Origin of the sequence: Pseudochrobactrum sp. XF203, from assembly GCF_020341615.1 — a bacterium.
Taxonomy (GTDB): Bacteria; Pseudomonadota; Alphaproteobacteria; order Rhizobiales; family Rhizobiaceae; genus Pseudochrobactrum; species Pseudochrobactrum saccharolyticum.
Genome location: NZ_CP084392.1, coordinates 509,321 through 533,321, shown reverse-complemented (window position 1 = coordinate 533,321; position 24,001 = coordinate 509,321). Strand labels below are relative to the sequence as shown.

Here is a 24,001-nt window from a genome sequence, read left to right as displayed (position 1 = left end):
ATGATCAGAGATACCTCTATCGGATCCAAATTATGGATCACCGCCGTATGGGTCATTGTTGCCTTTTTTGTCATCAACTTGCTGGCAATGATCGCAACAGTCGTGCTCTCGTCTTTTTCAACGCGCTGGCTCGGTACATGGCTGCCGCAGGCACTGACAACGCGCTGGTACTTCACCGCATGGCGGGAATTCCAGCTCGGTGATGTGCTGATTGTCACCTTTCAAATCGTCTTCACGGTTGTGGCTCTGTCCGGTCTGCTCGGTGTTACGGCAGCCTATGCCATGGCGCGCCGCAACTTTCCCGGCCGCAATCTGGTGATGCTGTTGTTTCTGCTGCCTTTGCTGGTGCCGCCGATCACCTTCGGTATTCCGCTGGCAACCGTGCTCTATCAGGCGGGTGTAGGCGGGACATTCTGGGGCGTTGTGCTGGCCAATCTGGTGCCGACCGTTCCCTTTGTTATTCTGGTGATGATCCCGTTCATCGAGCAGATTGATCCGAAAGTGGAAGCAGCTGCCCATGTCTTTGGTGCGAATAAATTCCAGCTGTTTCGCTATGTGCTGATGCCGATGCTGCTGCCCGGCATTCTGGCTGCATTGCTGCTGGTGCTTGTTCGCACAGTCGCCATGTTTGAGCTGACCTTCCTCACCGCAGGACCAACCAGCCAGACCCTTGTTGTGGCGCTCTATTATTCTGTCTTTGCCTCGGGCGTACGCTCAGTCCAGTCTATTGATGCCATGGCAGTGATCTATATGATTACCACTCTGGTATGGCTGTTACTGGCACTGCGCTTTGTCAATCCGACACAGATTGTTGCCCGCGCCAAACAGTCTAATAATTAAAAAATACACCCGCCGTCAAATAACATGATCTGACGGCGGGTTTAGAGCGGTTCCCGTTAAAACTAAATCGGTAAAATCGCTCTAACTCTTTGTTTCAACGCATATCTTATCTGATCGAAGCGGGATTTAGAAATCAGTCCGGTGGACTGATTTCCCCGCGAAGGCGCTTCACACTTTTCGGGATACGCTATAATTCTCCCGCCGCAATAGCGGGTAAATTTCCGAGAGCACTCTCAATCAGCGGACGAATAGCGCTGTGCAAAATGTCCTGATTTTCGGTTTGCACCATAATCACATCGGGCAATTTTAAAGCACCAACCAGCCCTTCTGCCTGAAACTGACTGCATAGCTGGGTAAAAACAGCCTTGTTTGAGGTGAATGGTCCTGTCAGATACACTCTGTCAGGAAACAAAATGCGGCACATATTGCCCAGTGCCCGCGCCACAAGACGGATTGCCAGCTGCATATCAGCATGGTCTGCAAGTGATGCATCCTGCAAATATCCGCCGATATCCTGCTCTTGACCCAAACTTGTCAGCTCATCCAGCCCCAATTGCTGCAACAAGACCGGCAAGGCAACCGCCGTTTCCAGACAACCTCGGTTACCGCAACCGCAAGGGCGATCCTGCAATGTATCAAAACGCCAATGACCGATTTCACCAAAAGGCCCCTGATGGGCAATGCTGGCAACATCGCGGGAACAATAGGCAAGCCCGATCCCCCAGCCCCAATGCAATAATGCGGCTGTATTGACCGGCGCAGTCTCTGCTTTGAAATGCACATCCAGCTCGATATCCAGTTGGCGGAACAAACAGACAAGCGGCGTAACAGGGTTCAAGGCTTCAGCGAGATTAAAGTCCCGCACCTGCGGCCAGCGGGACGTAATCAGCCAGACCCGTTTTTTAACATCGACAATACCAGCCACGAGAATTGTCGTGCCGACATGCACCATCATATCCGGTTGCGAAGCCCGCAATGCCTGTATCATTTGTTGCAGAAAAACCGTCATCTGCTGATTATCAGCATCAGCATTCAAATGCTTGGTCTGCGAGGCAATAATATTACCCTGCAAGTCCAGCAAAGCGCCCTCCACCAGATAGCTGGTCATTTTAATAACAGTGAAGCCGATCCGCTGTGCATTCAGCCGTACAAGTGTTCCGGGGCGCCCGCGTCCGCGCCTTTCCGCCACGTCTTCCGTTACAAAACCATTATCCAGCAAATCCGCAATAATGCGGGAGGTTGTCATGGATGTCAGATCCAGTGCAGCCGCAAGGCTGGCGCGGGACTGCCCGTCCGCCTCCAGCAGACTGCTGACAACACGGGCACAATCACGTTGATGGGCATCGGAAAAGCGGAGATTCTGAAAATTCTGCATAGCAACTCATCCCATATTATTATTTTGAATAATATTATTCAAAAATAACTTGCAAGCCTAAAATGAAGGTGTATTCTTTTAGTTGGGAGGAGGCAGAGGTCAGTGCCAGCTTAAAAAAGCGACATTACCGATCAGCCTTACAATCAGAGCTTTGCAGCCTGCGTCATGCGCGGGAATGCTGATGCTTTGTCTTTTAAAACGGGGAGAGTGGCGTGGAAATACGTGTTTTCGACACGAAACAACAATTGGGAGAGGCTGCGGCAAAACGTGGTGCGGAAGCCATCAGATCGGCTCTGCGCAACAAGGGGAAAGCCTCAATTATTGTTGCTACCGGTGCCAGCCAGTTTGAAATGCTGGAAGTACTGATCCGCGAACCGGATATTGACTGGTCCAAAGTCACCGCTTTCCATCTGGATGAATATGTCGGCATGAAAAAGAGCCATCCGGCAAGCTTCCGCCGTTATCTGATTGAGCGCTTTGTTGAACCGCTCGGCGGTAAAGTCACACTCCACGAAATCAACGCCGAAGACAATCCGGAAGCAGAAGCCGGCAGGCTCAGCAAACTGATCATGAATGAAAGCATTGATGTTTGCTTTGCAGGTATCGGGGAAAATTGCCATCTGGCTTTTAATGATCCGCCAGCCGATTTCGAGACTGACAAACCTTATATTATTGTTGATCTGGACGAAGCCTGCCGCCGCCAGCAAATGGGTGAAGGCTGGTTTGCCACGCTGGAAGATGTGCCTGCTCAGGCTATCTCCATGAGCATTAAACAGATTATGAAATCGTCCCTGATCATTCTATCCGTGCCGGATCAACGTAAGGCGCAGGCTGTTAAAAATGCCCTTGCAGGACCAGTAACACCGCTTCATCCGGCATCCATTCTGCAAAACCACAACAACACTGTGGCTTTGCTCGACACACAATCAGCATCGCTTTTATCATGCTCACCAAAGGCTTAACCGATCTTCAGGTCAACGGCTTTGCCGGTGTTGATTTCAACTCCGGCAAGCTTACCGCATCTGAACTCGACCATGCATTAGAAGCTATGCTCGCGTCAGGTGTCACCGCCTGTTTACCGACGCTGATCACTGCTGCTCCGGATTTGCTGTTACAGCGTATTCAAGTGCTGGATAATGCCATTCAGCATAGCAGACTTGGCCGTCTGATGTGCTTAGGCCTGCATATTGAAGGGCCGTTTCTCAACCCGCAACAGGGTTTTGCCGGATGCCATCCGGCTGGCGTTATGACACCACCATATGCCAGCCTGATTGAGGAGCTGCAAGCGCGGATCACCACACCGATCCTGCTGGTGACGCTTGCACCGGAACTGTCCGGTTCTGAAGAATTCATTGCAGCCATGAAGGCTCGCAATATTCTCACAGCCATCGGCCATTCTGATTGTAACTTTGAGACTGCAGCTCAAGCGGCCTCGGCCGGAGCCAGCCTTTCCACCCATCTCGGCAATGGCCTGCCGCAGCATATGCCAAAGCTGGATAATCCGCTGTTTGCTCAATTGGCAGAAGACCGCCTTACCGCCTGCTTCATTGCCGACGGGTTCCATATTCCGCCGCAAGCGCTCAAAGTCATGATACGGGCAAAAGGAATTTCACGCTCCGTTTTGGTAACCGATGCGGTTTCCGCAGCAGCGGCTGGGACAGGCTTTTATCATTTCGCGGATATGCGGATTGAGCGCCACGATAATGGCATGGTCAAAAATCCGAATGGTGCCGGTCTCGCCGGTTCAACGCTGTGTCTCGATCAGGCTGTACGTAATCTTGTGGCATGGGGCATTGCCTCCTTTGATGAAGCAGTGCGCATGGCATCCGGTAATGTTGAGGCACTTCTGGCGCCTGTTCTCGCTGCCCGAGACATTAAGCAGCCTGTGAGCTTCATCGAATGGACATCTGATCTGTTTATACGGAAAGCAACCTTTCCGGAGCATGACGCATAAGCATCAAAACCGCTCAACTTATAAAAATAAAAAGGGGAACAGGATGAAAATCAATGATCTGAGAATGAACCGGCGCGTGCTGATTACAGGTGCATCTGCCACCGCATTTCTGGCCGGAAGCGGCTTAAGTTTTGCTCGCAAAATGCCGCTGCCTGCCAAACCGGTCGAAGTGAAGCTGATGGATGTCGGCGGGGCTTTGTCGCTCGTCCAGCCTGCGCTTGAACTTTATGCCGAGCGCAATCCGGATAAGGTTTCCCGTATTGTGTTCCTGAAAGCACCGGTGACCGAACTGGCCGGCAAGCTCAAAGTACAGCAAAAGAGCAACCGCGTTGATATTGATCTTGTACTGACCGGCAGTGACGGTCTCGCAGCCGGTCTTGTCGAAGACACGTGGATGCAAATCCTGCCGGAATTTAATGAAACTTTCCCTGATATTGAGGCCAATTACGAGCCCGCAGCCCTGAACCTGCATAAAATTCAGGGTGCCGGTTACGGTGTGGTTGTCACCTATTACCCTTCGGGCCCGCTGCTCGAATATGCACCGGAGCGTGTGGCAAAAGCACCGGAAAGTGTAGAAGAACTGCTGGCCTGGGCAAAAGAAAATCCGGGCCGTTTCCTCTATGCCCGTCCGACAAATTCAGGCCCTGCCCGCACCTTCATGATGGGGCTGCCTTATATTCTTGGTGATAAAGACCCGACCGATCCGATCAACGGCTGGGAGAAGACATGGAACTATCTCGCGGAACTCGGCGATTATATTGATTATTATCCGGCGGGTACCGGCGTAACTATGAAAGAGTTCGGCGAAGGTTCACGCGATATTATCGTGACCACCACCGGTTGGGACATTAATCCGCGCGCGGTCGGCATTGTACCGGAAACAGCTAAAATCTCCACACTGAAAGGCTTCCACTGGGTTTCCGATGCCTTCTTCATGTGCATTCCGAAAGGCGTGAAAGAGGATGTTCTGGCGGTGACGCTGGATATCATGGCGTTCCTGCTCACACCGGAAGCACAGGCCTTTGCCTATAATGAAGGCTCGCTCTATCCGGGCCCTGCAGTGAAAAATGTACCGCTATCCATGGCCCCGCAGCATAGTCAGGATATTATCAAGCAATTCGGACGTCCTGAATATGATGACCTGATTGCCAATAATCCGATTGAGCTGCCGCTGAAACCGGAAAAAATGGTGCAGGCTTTCCGAAAGTGGGATGAGCTGGTCGGCGCACGCAAATCATAACCATTACACCTTCACCCCCAGACTGCGGAGCCTGCAGCCTTGTGTGTCTATTCGATATACAGCGCTCTAAAGCTCCGCATTTTTTACCGTTACAGCGGATAGCATTATGACACAAATCCCGCAGGTTGCTCTTATCGGTGCCGGTTATCGCGGCAATGCCTATGGCGATATTGCCCTGAAAAACCCGCATCTCATGAAATTTACCGCCGTCTGCGATATCAGACCGGATGCGGTTGCTGCATTTGCCAGCAAGCATGGCATTGCGCCGGAGAACTGCTTTTCAGACAGTATCACCATGCTCAACGCGCTCAAGAATGTTGATGCCGTTGTCGTCGCTAATCTCGACAAGGATCATGAAGCTGTTGCCGTTGCCGCTCTAGATCGCAAATTCAATGTGCTGCTGGAAAAGCCGATGGCCTCCACGGTTGAAGCCTGTCAGCGCATGGCAGAAGCCGCCGACCGCAACCAGCGCTTTCTGATGATCTGTCATGTGCTACGCTACACACCGTTCTTTGCTAAAATCAAAGAGCTGATTGAGAACCGGACTTTCGGGACTGTGCAAAGTATTCGTGCTTCCGAAAATATCGGCTATTATCATCATTCGCACAGTTATGTGCGCGGCAATTTCCGGCGCTTAGAAGACGGCAGTCCGCTGATACTGGCGAAATGCAGCCATGATATGGATATTCTGCACTGGCTGACGGATGAAACGCCGTTACGTATTTCCAGTTTCGGCAGCCTGAAACAATTTACACCTGAAAATGCCCCGCAAGGCGCTGCTGAGCGCTGTCTCGATGGCTGTCTGGTGGAAATGACATGCCCCTATTCCGCACGCCGGATTTATCTGGGTGAACACACCGGCTGGCCAGTTTCCATGATCTCCGTTGACACCAGTCTTGAGGCGCGCACACAGGCGATCCGCAACGGGCCTTATGGCCGCTGCGTTTATCACAGTGACAATACGGTAGTTGACCGGCAGATTGTCGGTATTGAATTTACCAATAATATTACAGCCAGTTTTGAAGTTCATGCCTTCAACAAGCGTACCGAACGCCATATTCATATCGGCGGCAGCGAGGGAGAACTGACCGGTTGTTTTGAAGACGGCTGTCTGGCGATTAAATTCTTTGATGACCGGCCGGATATTACAATTCAAATTGAAACACTTGCCGGTGATCATATGGGCGGCGATCTGCGATTGATGGAAGATTTCGCCACTGCGCTACGTGCTCCTTATGGACATGAAATCAGAACCGCCGCTCAAAAATCAGTCACAAGTCATTTGATGGCGCTGACTGCAGAACAAGCCAGAGTGAGCAGACAGGTCATTGAGTTGTGAACTCCGCATGTGTTTGATCGCGCGAGGATAATATATTCAGATCATAATTATCTATGTTACATGAAGCATGTATTCCGGCATTGTATTGTCGGAATTATTGCGAAGGAAGCATGATGATTTGCAGAGTGATCAGTATAAGCCGGATCAAAAAAGAAGCTGTGCGCTTATCGGTGCTGCTATTGTCGGTTTTCACAGTCACTCATTCTGCTCTATCCCAAAATTTACCTCCCTATCAGGAACTGAGTATCAGACACATATGTGAAGCCACATCAGTGATGGCTGCTCCGGGAAAATCTCCTGCCCATATGCTAAAATCAGGCGAAGAGGTTCAGGTAAAGGACGTCACCTTCGGGGCAGATAATCTAGCCTATTTTGCAGTCGACTATGCAACCGGAACAGGCCTGCAACGTGCGACAGGTTTTGTGCCAGTCGAAAAAATCAGTCATTTTTGCGATTTCACCAAGCGTTCTGACAGCGGTCACAGTTTTCAGGCTCCTCCCAATACCTGCCATCTGATCGCGGTTAAAACAGACACGCTAACAGTTTTGAACAAGCAAGCCGTTGCTCTGAAAGAATATCGCCCGTCCATGGCCGCTTACCGATTGGCTGACGGTCAATATGCGCTTTCACTTGGCCTGCTGAATATTCGGGCGCACGGCAATATTATGGGGCGCACCAGTAATCTTCCTGAAAACAGCGAATGCTCAACTGGAACCGAATTCATTGAAGCATTAGTGAAAAATGAAAAGGAATTTTCAGAGGGAGAGAATGATCGCTTTGCCTCTGTCTCCGACCGTCTTGCGGCCGCCCGCAACTTGATGGGGCAGACAGGAGATGCAGCTAATCTTAAGAAAGCCTGCGATCTGGGACTGAACGAAGCCTGCAGCAGCTATGCTGAAGCGATCTACAATATAGAAGATCCGGACGGCACTTTACCTGCAAAGGTTACACATTACGCTCTGATGGGCTGTATGGGCGGAGACATTCGCGGCTGTCAGCTGGCGATCAACCGCACAGACAATACCTTGGAGAATGCGCAGTTTCGCGCGGTCGAGGGCGGCACCGGCAATGCTGAAGATCTTGTACTGCCTGAACTTGCCAAGCCGGGCTGCGACGCGCGTCAGGCTGTGAGCTGCATTCTGCTTGCCCGCGGCACCGCAACTTATACAAAGCCTACGCTTGCAGAGGCCGCATCGAATTTTACCGCGAAACTCACAGCATGCAGATCCGGTATTGCATGGGCTTGTGAAGAAGTTCCTGATGCCTTCGGATATGTTGTGCAAGCCCGTGGTGAATATACATCTGCAACAGCCGACGAGAATTATTCACTCGGATCATTGACCGAAGAAATTTGTACGCCCGGCCCGAAACAACCCAATATTGTACACTGTAAACCTGCTTATTATAAATATCGTGATTTTCTGCAGGCAAACAAAACGCCGCCGGCCACGGATACAAGAATTGCAAAAGCAAAAGGTTTGCTTGAACGCGGCTGTATCGCGGGTGATCCGGCGGCCTGCGCAGTACAGACCAAACTAACTGATCACTGGTCTGCTGAAGACCGGAATGCGGCAGCAGCCAGAGCAATCAAGTTGTGCGCCGGACAGTCTGACAAGGACAGCATTTGTGACAGTCTTGGTGTTGCGCTTGATCCAAATCTCGAAACGGCAAAACCTGCCCAGCGCACACTCTACGACACGCTTGTTATGACATGCATGACAGACAAAACGTCCAACGGTCCGCAGGCGTGCAGCGCTGCGGTATCCGCCTATGCTTCTCTGGAAAGCACAGATCAGGTACACAATATTGAAACAATGCTGGCGAATGCGTGTAATAAAGAAAATATCAATGGCTGTCAGGCATTAGCATCGCTTATCGCTACAAAAGCGCAAAATAATCCGGAGACAAATCAGTCACCTGAGGAAAACAAAAGCGTCACTCTGTTATCCGTGCTGCGTACCGGTTGTCGCTTTGATGACAACCCCGCCAGTACCTGCCTTTCCTTAGCAGATAGTTTGAGCTCTGCCGGTGAAGTTAACGCCGCGATGGATGTCTACACCAGAACGTGCGGATATCAGGTTACTCACGCCAGCGAAAGACTTGCGGATGTGCGTATTTGCTATGATGCAGCCAAATTCGCACTAAGTCAGAAGAGCCGCTATGCCAATGCACTGCAATGGTCGGAATTTGCCTGCAATTCTGCAGATTTAGGGCTGTCACCTTATGCATGCAAACTGGCCGGAAATATCTATGCCTCAGGACTTGGTATAGAAGCAGATTTACAAAAAGCCGCTATAGCCTATCGGAACGGATGTTTTCATCCTTACGTGAAGACGACAGATGGCGAGGCCTGCCTCAAATACGGAAATATGTTGCTGGAGGCGCATGATAACCCCGACAGCGCAGCCTCTGTAACACCTGACGATCTGCAAAATTCAGGTGACATGATATCAGAAGCTTCCAGAGCCTATGACATGGGCTGCATGGACAATATTGAGCAGGCTTGTCTGGCAAACCAGAAATTGCTGACCGACTGGAGCAAGGGACTATATTCCCATAACCGCGTGCAGTGCCGCGTTGAAGATGACCGCGGGTCTGTCTATTCCGACAAGATATGCCGTGAATTTTCATTCTACCAAGCTGCCGGGCAACTCAAAGAAGAACGCCGTCAGATCAGGCTCGAAGTCTATGTATGGCCCGATGGTGACCGCAGCGTCGTCTATCAAAGAGATGGTACGTGGTTACTCAACGAGGCAACAACAGCCGGACTTCGCCATATCGATGCAACAAAGTGCTGGCGCAATCCGGTTTCAAAACGAAGCTTCTGTGTAAGCCCCCTTCAGGAATGAGGGTTTTCGTTTTTGCCCGAGGTAAACTTCACAGAGATCACCGCTTCAGCTCCCGAACACAGACCAGCCCATGCGGCGGCACAGGATTTCCAAAGCGCGTGTGCCAAGCAGCGAGTTGCCGTGCTGGTTCAGCCCCGGCGACCACACAGCAATGGATGAAATACCGGGAACGATAGCGAGAATACCACCACCGACACCGCTTTTGGCTGGCACGCCGACACGGAATGCAAAGTCGCCTGAACCGTCATAGTGACCACAGGTCATCATCAGCGCGTTGATACGCAAGGCACGTTCCACACTGACAATACGGTGATTGCTGACCGGATTGCGGCCGGATGCAGAAAGAAACAGCCCTGCCCGCGCCAGCTGCTCGCAGGACATCGCCAAAGCACATTGGTGGTGATACACGCCCAGTACATGAGGCGGCAGATTGTCGAGATTTTTATTAGCTTTCAATAAATTGGCCAGCGCCGCATTATTAAAACCGGTGCGGTCTTCTGCTTTTGCCACCACTTCATCAATATAAATATCGTCGTCTTCAGCGATGGATTGCACAAAACGTACAATCTCGCCGATCGTTTCACGCGGCTGATGCGAGCTCAGCAAAATGTCCGAGATAACAATGGCACCGGCATTGATGAACGGGTTGCGCGGCAGTCCTTTTTCCAGCTCAAGCAAGACACTGGAGTTAAAAGGATCGCCTGAAGGCTCACGGCCGACACGCTGCCAAATGCCGTCACCTCTTTTGCCCAGAGCCAGCGCCAGAGCAAATACTTTGGAAATACTTTGGATCGAGAATTTTTCCTGAGCGTCACCGGCAGAAATCAATGTGCCGTCATGAAGCATAATGGATATGCCGAATTTCGCGGGATCAACCTGTGCAAGAGGCGGAATATAATCAGCGACTTTGCCACGGATACCGGTATCTTTGATTTCAGCCTCGATTTCATCGAGTACGGCGCGCAAACGCTGTTTCAACTATTTTACACCTTTGAGATACCGCTATTGCGTAACCAACAGTCATGAAAGCAGCGGTGACCGGTTTACACCGCATCACCGCCTGCTTGTGAGCCAGAATGGCTAAACAATGCCAGCCATTCTGTCCATTCTCAAATGCGCGATCTTTTAACGTTTAACGTCAAAATTACGGGTTTCCGGCATCATAAACATTGCCACAAGCGAAATCACACTGGTTGCAACCACATAATATGCCGGTGCCACAGCACCAAAAATGCCGATCAGCCATGTGATAATAAACTGTGTGGTGCCGCCAAACAATGTCGCACCGATCGCATAGATCAGGGAAACACCGGTGGCACGCAGAGCAATCGGCATCATTTCCGGAATAGCGACAAGGCTTGCAGCACCTGTCATCGAGGTGAGCAGTGTAATCGCAGCGGTTACAATCAGCAGCACAGTCGCATCTTTGGATTCCGACAGCCAGAAGAACAGCGGAATAATAACGATCATCAGCACGATACGCGGCCAGATCATCACGCCTTTACGGCCGTATTTATCAGCAAGATAACCGGCAACAAGGGCGAAAATGAAAGTCATCGTACCGCCAAGCACTGTACCGGCCTGCGCCAGTGTTGCCGGCAGTTTCAGGGTCTGAATGGCATAGGTGGTCATGTAGTTGCCTACCTGTGTCGACACGGTGGTCGAAATCATCACCAGAATACCCAGCACCAGAAAACGTGTGTGATCGGAGAAAACCGAAGTCACAATCTGCGTACCGGTTTTATCGCTCGGCTTTTCCAGAGTTTCCGGCAAAGCGCGGCGGATATAAAGCGCGATCGGAATAAGTGCCAGCGAGACGAGGAACGGAATACGCCAACCCCATGACACCAGATCTTCATGCGGCAGATACCATGACACCAGCACGCCCATCAGACCACCGGCAACAACGGCGATACCCTGACTGGCAATCTGCCAGCTGGCATAAAGGCCGCGCTTGTCGCGTGGTGCAGCTTCAATAAGCATAGCAGATGCCGGCCCGACTTCACCGCCCAGTGCCAGCCCCTGCAACAGGCGGCACAGCAGAACGATAATCGGCGCGGCAATACCAATGGTTTCATAGCTTGGTGTTGCGGCGAGACCCAAGGTACCGACGGTAATCAGCGTCACGGTCAGGATCATTGCAGCGCGACGCCCTGCTTTATCCGCGAAAGCACCAATCAGAACGCCGCCAAGCGGACGGGTGAAAAAGCCCACACCGAAAACCGCAACTGAGGCCAAAAGGCTTGCTGTTTCACTGCCGAGCGGGAAGAAGGTCTGCCCGATATAAACCGCGAAAAACGAATAAACGATAAAATCGTAAAATTCGAGAGCGTTACCGGCAACGGCCGCAGCAATTGCCTTGACCGGTGGTTTTTCAGACTGGCCGGACAGATCGTCCGAAGCCGTATGCGGCGCGTGCATAACAGAAGCGCTCATGGTTATCCTCCAACAGATATAATAGTTTTAGTCTTTACGGCCTGTGGTGCCGTTCAGAAATTCCTCCGTCAAGGCCACCCAATAGGCGGCTCCCTCAACGATATTCGCGTCATTAAAATCGAAGCCGTCATTATGCAGCGCACGGCTCACAGGGCCCGGCTGATCGCCGTTTCCGAGGAAAATATAAGAACCCGGACGTTTTTCGAGCATGAAGGCAAAATCTTCACTACCGGTCATCGGGGTGGTCTGGGCAACAAAATTACCCTCAGCGGCAAAGCGCTGACCGACCTCACGTGCAAACTCAGTTTCTTCAGTGGAATTCTGCAAGGCAGGATAGCCGCGAACATAATCAATATCGGCTTTGACGCCGAAACTCTGTGCCTGCGTGGCGACCAGATCACGAATACGGTCTTCAAGCAGATCGCGGACTTCCGGCTTGAAACAGCGCACCGTCAGCTCGATCTGTGCAGTCTCAGGAATGACATTATTCGCCATACCTGCCTGCATAACACCGACAGTAACAACAGCCGCATCCAGCGGATTAACATTTCGTGCGACAACAGTCTGCAAGGCCACAACAATAGCAGCGGTAGCAACAATCGGATCGGCCGTTGTGTGCGGCTGCGCACCATGACCGCCACGACCGGTGATCTTGATGGAAACACTGTCGGACGATGCCATCATCGCACCATCATAGAACTGCAGCTGGCCTTGCGGCGAACCCGGCATATTGTGGATACCGAAAACGGCATCGCACGGGAATTTTTCAAACAAGCCGTCAGCAACCATACGGGCTGCACCACTATCAGGGCGGCCATATTCTTCAGCAGGCTGGAAGATCAGATTAACAGTACCGTTGAAATTGCGGCGCTCGGCCAGCGCTTTTGCAGCAGCGAGCAACATTGTTGTGTGACCGTCATGTCCGCAGGCATGCATCACACCACTATTGACGCTGGCATAAGGCAGACCGGTTGCTTCCAAAATCGGCAGCGCATCCATATCCGCACGCAGACCAATGGCCGCTGAGCCATCACCGTTGCGCAACTGGCCGACAATACCGGTCGTGCCGATATTGCGCTCAACCTTATAGCCCCATTTTTCCAGCAGATCAGCGACAATGCCACCGGTTCTGATTTCGTTAAATGCCAGTTCAGGGTGCTGGTGCAGATCACGCCTCAGCGCAACAAACTCCTCAACATCGCGCTCAATCAGCGTTCTGATGTTTTTCATGACTCCACCCTCCTAGACTTAAAAACCATTACCGATGTTAGCTACGAGGTGCATTTTCATTTGTCCAATGCATAGTAAATTTGATAATCATGCATAATAGGCATACCAGTTTAGGAAAGTTTCATGAACATTCAGCAATTACGACATTTTATTGCGCTTGCTGAGAAAGGCTCTTTCACACGGGCAGCGGAACATGCGCATCTCACCCAACCGGCACTGTCGCGCAGTATTGCGCAGCTGGAAGCCGAGCTGGGAATGAAGCTGGTCGACCGCATCGGCAAGCGCTGTGAAGTCACGGCTTTTGGCAATGTGGTGCTCGACCATGCACGCCGCGTATTGTTCGAGACAGAAGAGCTTTATCGTGTGGTCAAACAGCAGCATGAAGGCAGTGCGGGAAGGATCAGGATCGGGCTTGGATCAACACCAAGCGCCCTGCTCACAGCGCCGCTTCTGAGCCGGTTTTCCACCACCAATCCGTCTTTGCATATTCTGCTGATGCGCGGTTCCATTCCGCTGCAGGTGCAGGCATTGCGGGAGAGAACGCTGGACATGCTGGTCGTGGAGATCAGAGGTGTGACGATAACCGCAGATCTGCATATTGAAATGCTGCCCGCATTGCGCACAGGTTTTCTGGTCAGTCAGGGGCATCCCTTGCTGCAAAATCAACAAGTCAAATTTTCTGATCTGCGGCCATGGCCATTGGCAACCACAATCCTCGCGCCGGAGCAGATACGCAATATGGTCGCGATCTACGGACCGGAAGCCCATCCCGATGAGAGCGTAACTTTCCACTCCGACGCGATTGACGGGTTGCTTCAGACCACATTGAGCAGTCAGACCATTTATTACGGCGTTATCGCACCGGCACATGAGCTGATAACATCAGGACAATTGGTGGAAGTTCCTGTGCGTCCGGTTTCAGACACGTCGCAATTCGCCATCATTCGTCTGTCCGGTCGTTCACAGCCGCCGATGTTTCCCATTCTGCGCAATCTCATTCGTGAGAGAATGGAAGAATGGAGTGCCATCTGACGGCTTTACCGCCATCAGCAGCTCCGGTTCTTGACCATGCGCTTATTATTCTCCAGTAACAACACATACAGACAGTGCCGGAGCATCCCGTGAAAACCATTGCAATTGATTTTGAAACTGCCAATGAGCAACGTGGCAGCGCCTGTTCTGTCGGTTTGGCATGGATTGAAGATGGTCAGGTTGTGCGGGTTGAAGAGCGCTTTATCCGGCCGAAAACTATGCGCTTTTCCTCTTTCAACATTGCCATCCACGGCATTCGTCCGGAGCATGTGGAAGATGCCGGAGAATTTCCGGAAGTGATGGATGAATTCGCCGATGATTTTATGGGAGCCACAATGATTGCCCATAATGCAGCTTTTGATTTCAGTGTCTGGCGCGCTTCGCTGGATCAATATCAGCAAAGCTATCCTGAACTGCATTATCTGTGTTCCGTCAAAATGGCACAAAAAGTCTGGCCGCAATTGCCGTCACACAAACTGAATATTCTTGCTGATTATCTTGGGCTGAGCTTTCATCATCATAATGCTGCGGAAGATGCTGCGATCTGTGCTCAGGCAACAATCGCTATGGCACATTCTGTGGGTGCCGCCACATTGGCGGACATGCCGCGCATGATCGGTATGCGTGCCGGACGTCTCTTTGCCAACGGATATGAAGCCTGCACCAGCCGCAGAAAATAATGATAGGAGTGCATATAAAAAGGTGGCGAACCACCTTTTTATCTCTCAGATACGTTTCACAAGAGCGTGTTGCATGTAATCGGATCCGCTGCACCCGCTCTATTTCTTTGTTTTAACGCATGTCTTTATCTCAAAACCGGTGCCCACTTTTGGGAGACATGCTTTAGCTATTACCACCGGCAGCCAGATAACGTTCAGCCAGTCGTGCCCAGAGGGCAGAACCAACCGGCAGATTTGCATCATTGAAGTTATATTTCGGATTATGCAGCACGGCTGAATCCACACCATTGCCAAGACGCAGGAAACTGCCCGGCTTGTGCTGGAGGAAATAAGAGAAATCCTCGCTGCCCGGGATCAGCGGACAGGTTGAAACCTTGGCATCGCCGATCAGCTCACGCGCTACTTCCGTCGCAAAAGCGGTTTCCGCATCGGAATTGACTACCACCGGATAACCCAGTTCATATTTGATCTCAGCTGTTGCGCCATAGGCTGCCACATGCTGCTCAGTCAGTTCGCAAACGCGCTTTTGCAACAGCTCACGCACGACCGGTGAGAAAGAGCGGATGCTCACAGCCAGATCAACATCATCAGGAATAACATTGGATGCTTCGCCGCCGTGAATAGTGCCGACTGTAATCACCGCTGTTTCTGTCGGATCGACATTGCGGGCAACCACAGTTTGCAGAGCCATCACCAGACTGCAGGCGACCATCACCGGATCAACGGTCAGATGCGGGCGGGAGGCGTGACCGCCTTTGCCGATGACTTTGATATAAGCCGTATCAGCCGCGGCCATCATCGGGCCGGAACGGGTGAGAATAGTACCTTCCGGCGCACCCGGATGATTGTGCAGGCCGAAAATCGCATCGCACGGAAAGCGCTCGAACAGACCGTCCGCGATCATTGCCTGCGCACCGCTGATTTCACCGGCTTCTTCTGCCGGCTGGAATACCAGTGTGACAGTGCCGTTGAAATTCTTTGTCCGTGCCAGATGTTCAGCCGCACCAAGCAGCATAGTTGTATGACCATCATGACCACAGGCATGCATTTTACCGGCCACTGTACTTGCATAAGGCAGACCGGTTTTTTCCAGAATTGGCAGCGCATCCATATCGGCACGGATCGCAACACTGCGACCGCCGGTACCGACAGTCAGCCGGCCGACAACACCATGACCGCCGACATTGCGGGTAACGTCATAGCCCCAGCCTTCCAGCTTTTCAGCGACATAGGCTGCGGTCTTTTCTTCTTCGAAAGACAATTCAGGATTGGCATGGAGATGATGGCGGATTTCTTCCAATGCGCTGCGGCGTGGTTCAAGATCGGCGATACGGGCGAAATTATCGGACTGTGTCATGGTCTGCTCCCGTCCTCATAACGGGATCTCCTGTAATATTTATCGGCAGGCATGCTGCATTGCGGTCAGAGACTCAAACTACTGTATCATATATACAAAACACGCCGGTTTTGTCTTCGGCGTGTTGTTTTTTATCAGATAAAACGGCTGAGGAAGCTGCGGGTACGCGGATGCTGAGGATTTTCGATCACCTCTTCCGGTGTGCCCTCTTCAACCACCTTGCCACCGTCCATGAAGATCACACGGTCTGCGGCTTCACGGGCAAAGCCGATTTCGTGAGTGACCACGATCATCGTTTGCCCCTGATCGGCGAGACTGCGCATGGTTGTCAGCACCTCACCCACCAGTTCCGGATCAAGCGCGGAAGTCGGTTCATCAAACAGGATGAGTTTCGGCTTTACGGCCAGTGCACGGGCAATCGCTACACGCTGTTGCTGCCCGCCGGAAAGCTGGCGCGGATAGGCATTGATTTTGTGGGACATACCGACTTTCGCCAGCAATTCCTTGGCCGTTTCAATAGCCTCGCTTTTGCTGCGGCCATGAACACCGACAGGAGCCTCAATCACATTCTGCAAAACAGTCATATGCGGATAGAGATTGAACTGCTGGAACACCATACCGATCTGGCTGCGCTGTTTGGCGATAGCACGGTCTGACAATGGCAGCAGGCGGTCGTTTTTATATTTATAACCGATCTGCTGCTCATCGACAAAAATCGAACCTTTGTCGATGGTTTCAAGCCGGTTGATACAACGCAGGAAGGTGGATTTGCCCGAACCGGAAGGCCCGAGAATGACCACGACCTCGCCCGAGCGCACTTCCAGATCAATGCCGCGCAGCACTTCAATACCGTGAAAGGCTTTGTGCACATTATGGGCATGAACAAGAGGTTTTTGCATATTGGTGGTCTTATCCATCATGCATTCTCCTGTATCTGAACCGGTGCTTCGTCTTTGACCGCATCGCCGCGTTCACCACGGTTATAATGACGTTCAATTGCACTCTGTCCGACATTCAGCACGGATGTAATCAGCAGATACCACACAACCGCCACCAGCAGCATCGGGATAACCTCGAATGTGCGGTTATAGATCGACTGAACAGAATAAAGCAGATCGGCCATGGCGATAACACTGACGAGTGATGTCGCTTTAATCATGCTGATCAGCTGGTTCCCTGTCGGCGGCACGATAGAACGCATGGCCTGCGGGATAATGATACGACGCAATGCGCGTGCCCGTGTCATACCGAAAGCGGCTGCGGTTTCGCCCTGTCCTTTATCAACAGACAACAGGCCGCCACGGATAATCTCCGCCATATAGGCCGCTTCATTCAGCGCCAGACCAACAATCGCAGCGGTCAGCGGTGTGATGAGGTCGTTGGTATTCCAGCTGACAAGTGTCGGGCCGAACGGGATAGCAAGCGAGATTTTCGGAAACAATGTTGAAAGATTGTACCAAAAGATCAACTGCACCAGCAGCGGCGTACCGCGGAAGAACCAGATGAACAGATTGGACAGCGAGCTTGCCAGCCTGTCCTGCGACATGCGGGCAATTGCCAGAATAAGGCCAAGCGCGACACCGATAATCATCGCCACAACGGTCAGGCTGAGGGTGATATACAGCCCTTCCATCACTGTTGAATCAAAGAAATAAGCGGCAACGACCGGCCAGCCGAAATTCGGATTATTGGCAACAATAATCCCGAAATCGAGTGCCACACCCAGAACAACAGCCCACAGGATCACACGTTTCAGCGGAAAGGGTGCGCGCGCACGGGCGACGTCGAAACGTTCGACATCACCCACGGCTGCGCCTGAACCACGCAACTCACTCATTGCGCGGTCTTTCCGGCGAGATTGATACCGGCCTTGTCAATCATGTTTTTTTCCAGACCCCATTTTTTCATGATCGTGGCATAGGTGCCGTTGTCGATCAGCATCTGGATACCGTCGCGGAACACTTCACTCAGCGGGGAGTCTTTTGGCAGAACTGCGCCCTGATACAAGTCGTCAAAGCCGTTTTTCTGGCCGGTTGCAGCCAGTTCCAGCTGACCATTGGACTGCTGAACAAAATAGGTCAGAGGTGCCTGTGATGAGAAGAACGCATCGGCACGGTTTGAGCGCACGGCCAGAATAGAGCTTGGCTGGTCATTATAAGACTGCACTTCAATCGGCTTGCCATCTGCTGTGCATTTCTCATTCTGCTCCTTGATCACTTTTTCAGCCGAACCGCCTGCCATTACAGCAATGCGCTTACCACAGGCTGTATCCAGCGATGTGATGCCTTCCGGATTGCCGTGCTTCACCGCGAAAACCACATATTCACGCACCCAGTCGACAAAATCATTGGCGCCCTGACGGGACGGGAAGTCACCGTTCGGCCCAAAGCCAAGCTGGTAACGTCCGGCAGAAATACCGCTCAGAACCGATGGCAGACCGCTGACTGTCGAATGGGTGATTTTGATACCGAGCAGCTGACCGAGTGCATCGGTCATGTCAGTCGCAGCGCCGTTCACGTCCTTACCATTGATGATCTGGTAAGGAGGAAAGGAACCGGAATTCACATCATTAATAACACCGGCCTTGATGATTTCCTCCGGCAGACGGGCGCGCAGCGCCTCATTCAATGCCTGTTCCGGAATTTTCACATCCTCAGCCAAAGCCTGTTGTGCAAAAACGCTGCCAAATACAGCAGCTGCCAGTATAGTTTTTTTCATCTCACTCTCCCAATAGTTCAGAGCATTTCCAGCTTATCTTCCATGACAGGAAATGCTCTGTCTGTTTGTTTTTACGCGTATCTTATCCGAAAACCGCTTCGCACTTTTCGGGATACGCTTTGGCTGGCGCAATCACGCCTTGTTGGCATAAAACGGAAACAGTTCTTCAACGCTCAGTTTGCGCTGCAAAATACCCTGCAAATGCAATTCCTCAGCGAAATCATTGATCATCGCCTCATTGGCGGCGATACCGCTGACATTCCAGTTTTCCGGCAAATCCTGTGCGCATTTCAGCAATTCATCGAGCATCCACGGCGTGGTTTCCGCATATTTGCGGCGCTTTGCTGTCCACACACGCTGGCTTTCATCCAAGAGATCGCTCAGTTCCTGCGCCACCCATGGATGTTCTGCCAGAATTTCCGGCTTGATACCCATCAGATGCATGCCCGGCACGTAACCGACATCATTATAATAGGCCAGTTCCGCACTGCGGAAATCGGTCAGCACCTGACGGAAACCGGAATTTTTGCCAAAATAACCATCCGGCATAAAGGGTGTGAATACCGCATCCAGCACACCCTCGCGCAGGGCATCCATCATCGGTTGCTCACCCGGCATAGCCTCAATCCGGCCTGCACGGCCAAAACCGTCCAGACGATCTGTAACCGGATGCGCTTCTGTCAGGCGGCCTGCATACCAATAGGCATCCTCAACCCCGATGCCATGACGGCGCAGTGCCGCACGTGTCCATGTATTGCCGGAATCGCGCCAGCCGGTGACGCCGATCTTCTTGTCTTTCAGCTGTTCAAAACCGGTAATACCGCTGTCTGTACTGGTGATGATGCAACGATGGCGGAAACCGCGCATGATGAAATTCGGAATGCCGGTAATGCTGGTATCGCCCTCATCACGCAAAGAAACGTAACGGCTAAATGACATTTCGGACGCTTCATGAGCCTCATCTTCTCCCGGATGAGAAACCAGCGTGCCCACACGGTCAACAATCACATCAAGCTTTTCAGAACGCACATCGCCCAAAGCCAGCGGCGTCAGATAATCCCAGTCACGCACAGCGATACGCAATTTAACCGGCATAAATATTCCCTCAAAATTTCCTCTGTACAAATGAAGTTAAATGTTCAAATTGAACCGATCAAACATTATTATGTTACTGAACATTAAATCGGATAAATAGTTATGGTGCCTGATTTCTCCAGCGAGTGGTTTGCCCGCCACCTTGAAGACCGCACGATGCGCGGCATTGCCCGCGACATGGCAGGATTAATCAGACGCGGCGCCTTGCCGGTCGGCACTAAATTACCGCCGATCCGTGATCTGGCTTATGTTCTGGGGATCAGCCCCGCCACCATCTCCGAGGCCTTGAGCGAATTGCGTAAGCTCAAAATTATCAATGGCAAAGGCCGCAACGGCACATGGGTCAGCGGCGATCATTTTGCAGCAAAACCGGCACGATTGATGAGCTTCGGCAATTACGGCGATGATGTACTGGATCTTTCAATGGCCATACCGGACACAGCTTTACTGCCATCACTGGAACAGGCTTTGCGCCATGGTGCGCAGGCGGATGGTCTCAACAGCTATCAGCGTGTGCGCATATTACCTGAGCTTGAAGAGGCCGTACGCCGCGACTGGCCTTATGAGCCGGAAGCCTTTCTGGCCACCAATGGCGGCTATAACGCCACTTACACGCTTATTCATGCCCTTGTAACGCCCGGATCATCCATCGCCATTGAAGATCCGACAGCGATGCGTCTGCTTGATATTCTTGAAGATTTCGGTGCTAAAATCATTCCGGTCACCTGTGACGATCAGGGCCCGCTACCCTCTTCTCTGGCATCCGCTCTGGAGCAGAAACCTGCCGCGTTTCTGTTTCAGCCACGGGTTCATTCCGTGACCAGCCATTGCATGAGCAAAGAACGGTTGATGGCATTGGGTGATGTTCTGGAAGGGCATGATACACTCATCATTGAAGATGACGGTGTTGCCGACATTGCCATGGCACCGCGTCAGACACTCGGCGCACGTTTTCCTGATCGGGTGGTCCATATTCTGTCTTATTCCAAGACTTTAGGTCCTGATTTGCGTCTGGCAGTTCTCTCCGGCTCAGCCAGCCTTGTTGAACAAATCCAGTCTTACCGTAGTTTCAGTTCCGGCTGGACAAGCCGTATTCTGCAATCGGCAGTGGCATGGCTGCTCAAGGATGAGGCAACGCAACATAGTCTGGAGCAGGCAAAGCAGATTTACCGGCAGCGTGCCAGCTATTTTCAGCAGGCATTGGCCGCTCACGGCAAAAACATTCCGGACAATCATGGTCTGTGCTGTCTGATGCCGGTGGAATCCGAACAATTTGCACTGATTACGCTGGCCGCCCGCAATATTGCCGTGGCACCGGGTTCCAAATTCTCCGTCCGCCCGCTGGCAGCCGTGCGTATTGCAACCAGCACATTACAGGATCATCAGGTGGAGGATGTCGCGCGAGCTGCATTTCTCGCCAGCAAACCGGCTTAGTAACGGCCGGATTTTACTATACTCATAAGACCTCTGCTCTCTGACATTCAGCAAAGGTTCATAAAACGTGAACTAACCATTTCCTCATATCGCCGAAATTTGCCATAAATCAGCAAATAATAAGCACCGGCAATTAAGTGTTATTTCGATCGGGAATTGACGAAATGCAACCTATGCAATTTCTGCCTTCCTAAGGAGAGGGATTATGAGTTTTCGTTCTAAACTGCTCGCAACAGTTGTTTTTCCGGCTTTCTCGGCTTCCATCATGATGCAGCCTGTTCAGGCCGGCACATCAGAAGCCCCGATCATCCTCGCACAGGAAAACAGTGAACAGCCGGCTGACGACCAGATGCTGCGTCAGCAACAGGCTGAGGAACAACAGCGCGCAGCCGAAGAGGAAGCGCGACGGGCAGCTGAAGAGCAGCAAAGAGCTGCTCAGGAAGAAGCTGAGAGACAGGCCGCAGAACAGCAACGTGCCGCCGAGCAACAGCGTGCGGCCGAAGAAGAAGCCAGACGTGCAGCTGAAGAGCAGCAAAAAGCCGCTCAGGAAGAAGCTGAACGACAGGCTGCAGAACAGCAACGTGCCGCTGAACAACAGCGTGCTGCCGAAGAAGAGGCGAAACGTGTAGCTGAAGAGCAGCAAAAAGCAGCGCAGGACGAGGCTGCCCGACAGGCAGAAGAACAAAAACAGGCTGCAGAACGGGCACAGCAAGACGCTGCGGAACAGCAGAAAAATGCTGACCAGCAAAAAGCTATAGACGAAGAAGCAGAAAAGCAGGCCAAAGAGGCAGCAGAGCAATCCAAGCTCAAGGAAAGCCCGGAGCCGAAGCCAGCGCCAGAACCAAAGCCTGACCTTAAACCGGAGCCTGAACCGAAACCTGCTCCATCCGAAGAAACACCTCCTGCACCAACCGAACAGGAGCCTGTAAAGCAACCGGAAGAACAGCCTGTCCCTCAGACAACACCTGAGCAACCTGCCCCTCTGCCGCCTGTGACGGATGAAAAGCCTCAGGAACAAGAGGCTGAACCGGCCAAACAGCCGGATCAGCCGGTGCAGCAGCCACAGCCGGAGCAGGAAGTTCAGCAGCCTGAAAACACACAGCCTGCCGAACCGAAAGCTGAAATTATTGACGAGCGTACACCTGAGCAAAAGCAGGAGATTGCCAAAGATCCTGCCAGCACAGATGAAACCATTGTTCTGCCCGTTGAAAACGGAGCCGCCATTCTTGACAGTGATAAGGATGCGGATAATTTCGGCGGCAACCAATCCAGAGAAGAGCGCCGTAAACAGCGTGAACAACAGCGTGCAGCCGAGGAGCAGAATACGCCTCCGCCTGTGAATGATGCCGCTGCTCAGGTTGAAATTCCGGCCACGATCTCTGAAAACCTGCCGCAGCAAATTGAAGCCAATCTCAAAGAAGAAGGCACGCGCATCAAAGATGCACCAGCCTTTGTGGTTCCGGACACTACAAATATCATCAATAATACGGTTGTGAATAATACCGTTATTAATAACACGACAATCAACAATATCACCAATGTGAAAGTCGTTGAGGAAGTTGATAACCGCATCATTCTGGAGACGGGCGACCGCATCTTCGTCCGTGGCGATGATCGTCCCCGCCTGCGTCGTGATGCCGAGCGTTCCTATTATGATGAATTGCCGCGCGGCCGCCTGCGTGAAACCATTGTACGTCCCGGCGGCTACGAGATCGTAACCATCTATGACCGTTACGGCGATATTCTGCAGCGCTCACGTATCGACCGTGACGGCAATGAATATCTGATGATCTATGCACCTGAATATGATGACACTCCGCGTGCGGCGATCTTCGATGTCGGATATGATCTGCCGCCGATGCGGCTGACCATTCCTGTCAGTGACTATATTATTGATGTCGCTGCAGATCCGGAACGTGACTTCTATGACTTCCTTGCTCAGCCGCCTGTAGAACGGGTTGAACGTGTCTACACGATTGATGAAGTCCGTCACTCAGCGCGTCTGCGTGACAAGGTGCGCCGTATCGATCTCGATACAATTCACTTTGCCACCGGCAGTGCCGAGGTTTCACTGTCGCAGGCCAAAACCCTGCGCAAAGTTGCAAGCGCAATGCAAAAAGTGCTCGCCAAAGACCCTGGTGAAACCTTCTTCATTGAAGGGCACACAGACGCTATCGGCTCTGACCGCTCAAATCTCGTGCTGTCCGACCAGCGCGCGGAATCCGTGGCCAGCCTGCTGACAGAAGTCTATGACATTCCGGCAGAAAACCTTGTAACGCAGGGATATGGCGAACGCTTCCTGAAAATCCGCACGCAAGCTGCCGAGCAGGAAAACCGCCGCGTTACCATCAGACGCGTGACACCATTGGTCCGCCCCGTTGCACGCAAATAAAATGCAAAAACAAGCCGGTCAGGCGTCAAT

19 protein-coding genes are annotated in these 24,001 nt (G+C 52.0%); 10 read left to right on the top strand and 9 right to left on the bottom strand.

The window, feature by feature from the left end; translation table 11 throughout:
- Entirely contained in the window at positions 1 to 840 is an 840-nt protein-coding gene (locus LDL70_RS02285; protein ID WP_022710252.1) for an ABC transporter permease, read from the top strand.
- A gap of 187 nt (positions 841 to 1,027) precedes the next feature.
- Here the strand turns inward: LDL70_RS02285 and LDL70_RS02280 are convergent, their stop codons facing one another.
- Positions 1,028 to 2,215: an ROK family transcriptional regulator gene (locus LDL70_RS02280; RefSeq protein ID WP_225686616.1), complete on the bottom strand. Its 1,188-nt coding sequence runs from the start codon at positions 2,213 to 2,215 to the stop codon at positions 1,028 to 1,030.
- 212 nt (positions 2,216 to 2,427) lie between these two features.
- Between LDL70_RS02280 and LDL70_RS02275 the strand changes: the two genes are divergently transcribed.
- The 5 genes from LDL70_RS02275 to LDL70_RS02255 all read left to right on the top strand — a co-directional run bounded on the left by LDL70_RS02275 (position 2,428) and on the right by LDL70_RS02255 (position 9,597).
- Positions 2,428 to 3,177 (top strand): glucosamine-6-phosphate deaminase, encoded by a 750-nt coding sequence (locus tag LDL70_RS02275; RefSeq protein ID WP_225686614.1) that lies wholly within the window; start codon positions 2,428 to 2,430, stop codon positions 3,175 to 3,177.
- Positions 3,159 to 4,169, top strand: a complete 1,011-nt coding sequence (locus LDL70_RS02270) for an N-acetylglucosamine-6-phosphate deacetylase (RefSeq protein WP_225686612.1) — start codon at positions 3,159 to 3,161, stop codon at positions 4,167 to 4,169. The genes LDL70_RS02275 and LDL70_RS02270 overlap by 19 nt, the downstream gene beginning before the upstream one ends.
- A 58-nt stretch (positions 4,170 to 4,227) precedes the next feature.
- On the top strand, positions 4,228 to 5,409 hold the full coding sequence (locus LDL70_RS02265; protein ID WP_225688323.1) for an ABC transporter substrate-binding protein: 1,182 nt from the start codon (positions 4,228 to 4,230) through the stop codon (positions 5,407 to 5,409).
- A gap of 106 nt (positions 5,410 to 5,515) precedes the next feature.
- The gene (locus tag LDL70_RS02260; protein WP_225686610.1) at positions 5,516 to 6,748 is read left to right on the top strand and encodes a Gfo/Idh/MocA family protein; all 1,233 of its coding nucleotides are present in this window, start codon (positions 5,516 to 5,518) and stop codon (positions 6,746 to 6,748) included.
- Between the two features lie 305 nt (positions 6,749 to 7,053).
- Positions 7,054 to 9,597, top strand: coding sequence for a hypothetical protein (locus tag LDL70_RS02255; RefSeq protein ID WP_225686608.1), 2,544 nt, complete (start codon positions 7,054 to 7,056; stop codon positions 9,595 to 9,597).
- 45 nt (positions 9,598 to 9,642) lie between these two features.
- On the opposite strand, the gene LDL70_RS02250 is transcribed toward LDL70_RS02255, so the two are convergent.
- The 3 genes from LDL70_RS02250 to LDL70_RS02240 all read right to left on the bottom strand — a co-directional run bounded on the left by LDL70_RS02250 (position 9,643) and on the right by LDL70_RS02240 (position 13,263).
- Positions 9,643 to 10,575 (bottom strand): glutaminase, encoded by a 933-nt coding sequence (locus LDL70_RS02250; RefSeq protein ID WP_116086730.1) that lies wholly within the window; start codon positions 10,573 to 10,575, stop codon positions 9,643 to 9,645.
- 147 nt (positions 10,576 to 10,722) lie between these two features.
- Positions 10,723 to 12,033: an MFS transporter gene (locus LDL70_RS02245; protein WP_022709539.1), complete on the bottom strand. Its 1,311-nt coding sequence runs from the start codon at positions 12,031 to 12,033 to the stop codon at positions 10,723 to 10,725.
- A gap of 27 nt (positions 12,034 to 12,060) precedes the next feature.
- The gene (locus LDL70_RS02240; protein ID WP_225686600.1) at positions 12,061 to 13,263 is read right to left on the bottom strand and encodes a M20 aminoacylase family protein; all 1,203 of its coding nucleotides are present in this window, start codon (positions 13,261 to 13,263) and stop codon (positions 12,061 to 12,063) included.
- A gap of 123 nt (positions 13,264 to 13,386) precedes the next feature.
- Between LDL70_RS02240 and LDL70_RS02235 the strand changes: the two genes are divergently transcribed.
- Both LDL70_RS02235 and LDL70_RS02230 read left to right on the top strand, forming a co-directional pair.
- Positions 13,387 to 14,295, top strand: a complete 909-nt coding sequence (locus LDL70_RS02235) for a LysR family transcriptional regulator (protein ID WP_116086726.1) — start codon at positions 13,387 to 13,389, stop codon at positions 14,293 to 14,295.
- Positions 14,296 to 14,384: 89 nt separating this feature from the next.
- Positions 14,385 to 14,975, top strand: coding sequence for a 3'-5' exonuclease (locus LDL70_RS02230; RefSeq protein WP_221719386.1), 591 nt, complete (start codon positions 14,385 to 14,387; stop codon positions 14,973 to 14,975).
- Positions 14,976 to 15,138: 163 nt separating this feature from the next.
- Here LDL70_RS02230 and LDL70_RS02225 read toward each other — a convergent pair whose 3' ends face one another.
- The 5 genes from LDL70_RS02225 to LDL70_RS02205 all read right to left on the bottom strand — a co-directional run bounded on the left by LDL70_RS02225 (position 15,139) and on the right by LDL70_RS02205 (position 20,145).
- A complete protein-coding gene (locus LDL70_RS02225) occupies positions 15,139 to 16,332 on the bottom strand; it encodes a M20 aminoacylase family protein (RefSeq protein ID WP_028233281.1) in 1,194 nt (397 codons plus the stop codon).
- Between the two features lie 134 nt (positions 16,333 to 16,466).
- A complete protein-coding gene (locus LDL70_RS02220) occupies positions 16,467 to 17,252 on the bottom strand; it encodes an amino acid ABC transporter ATP-binding protein (RefSeq protein WP_370637749.1) in 786 nt (261 codons plus the stop codon).
- Positions 17,249 to 18,169: an amino acid ABC transporter permease gene (locus LDL70_RS02215; RefSeq protein WP_151158515.1), complete on the bottom strand. Its 921-nt coding sequence runs from the start codon at positions 18,167 to 18,169 to the stop codon at positions 17,249 to 17,251. The genes LDL70_RS02220 and LDL70_RS02215 overlap by 4 nt, the downstream gene beginning before the upstream one ends.
- A complete protein-coding gene (locus LDL70_RS02210) occupies positions 18,166 to 19,050 on the bottom strand; it encodes an ABC transporter substrate-binding protein (RefSeq protein WP_220159087.1) in 885 nt (294 codons plus the stop codon). The genes LDL70_RS02215 and LDL70_RS02210 overlap by 4 nt, the downstream gene beginning before the upstream one ends.
- 132 nt (positions 19,051 to 19,182) lie before the next feature.
- Positions 19,183 to 20,145, bottom strand: a complete 963-nt coding sequence (locus tag LDL70_RS02205; protein WP_151158516.1) for a nitrate ABC transporter substrate-binding protein — start codon at positions 20,143 to 20,145, stop codon at positions 19,183 to 19,185.
- A 102-nt stretch (positions 20,146 to 20,247) separates the two neighbouring features.
- Between LDL70_RS02205 and LDL70_RS02200 the strand changes: the two genes are divergently transcribed.
- Both LDL70_RS02200 and LDL70_RS02195 read left to right on the top strand, forming a co-directional pair.
- Positions 20,248 to 21,579: a PLP-dependent aminotransferase family protein gene (locus LDL70_RS02200; protein WP_225686592.1), complete on the top strand. Its 1,332-nt coding sequence runs from the start codon at positions 20,248 to 20,250 to the stop codon at positions 21,577 to 21,579.
- A 205-nt stretch (positions 21,580 to 21,784) separates the two neighbouring features.
- The gene (locus tag LDL70_RS02195) at positions 21,785 to 23,971 is read left to right on the top strand and encodes an OmpA family protein (RefSeq protein WP_225686590.1); all 2,187 of its coding nucleotides are present in this window, start codon (positions 21,785 to 21,787) and stop codon (positions 23,969 to 23,971) included.
- Positions 23,972 to 24,001: the final 30 nt, after the last annotated feature.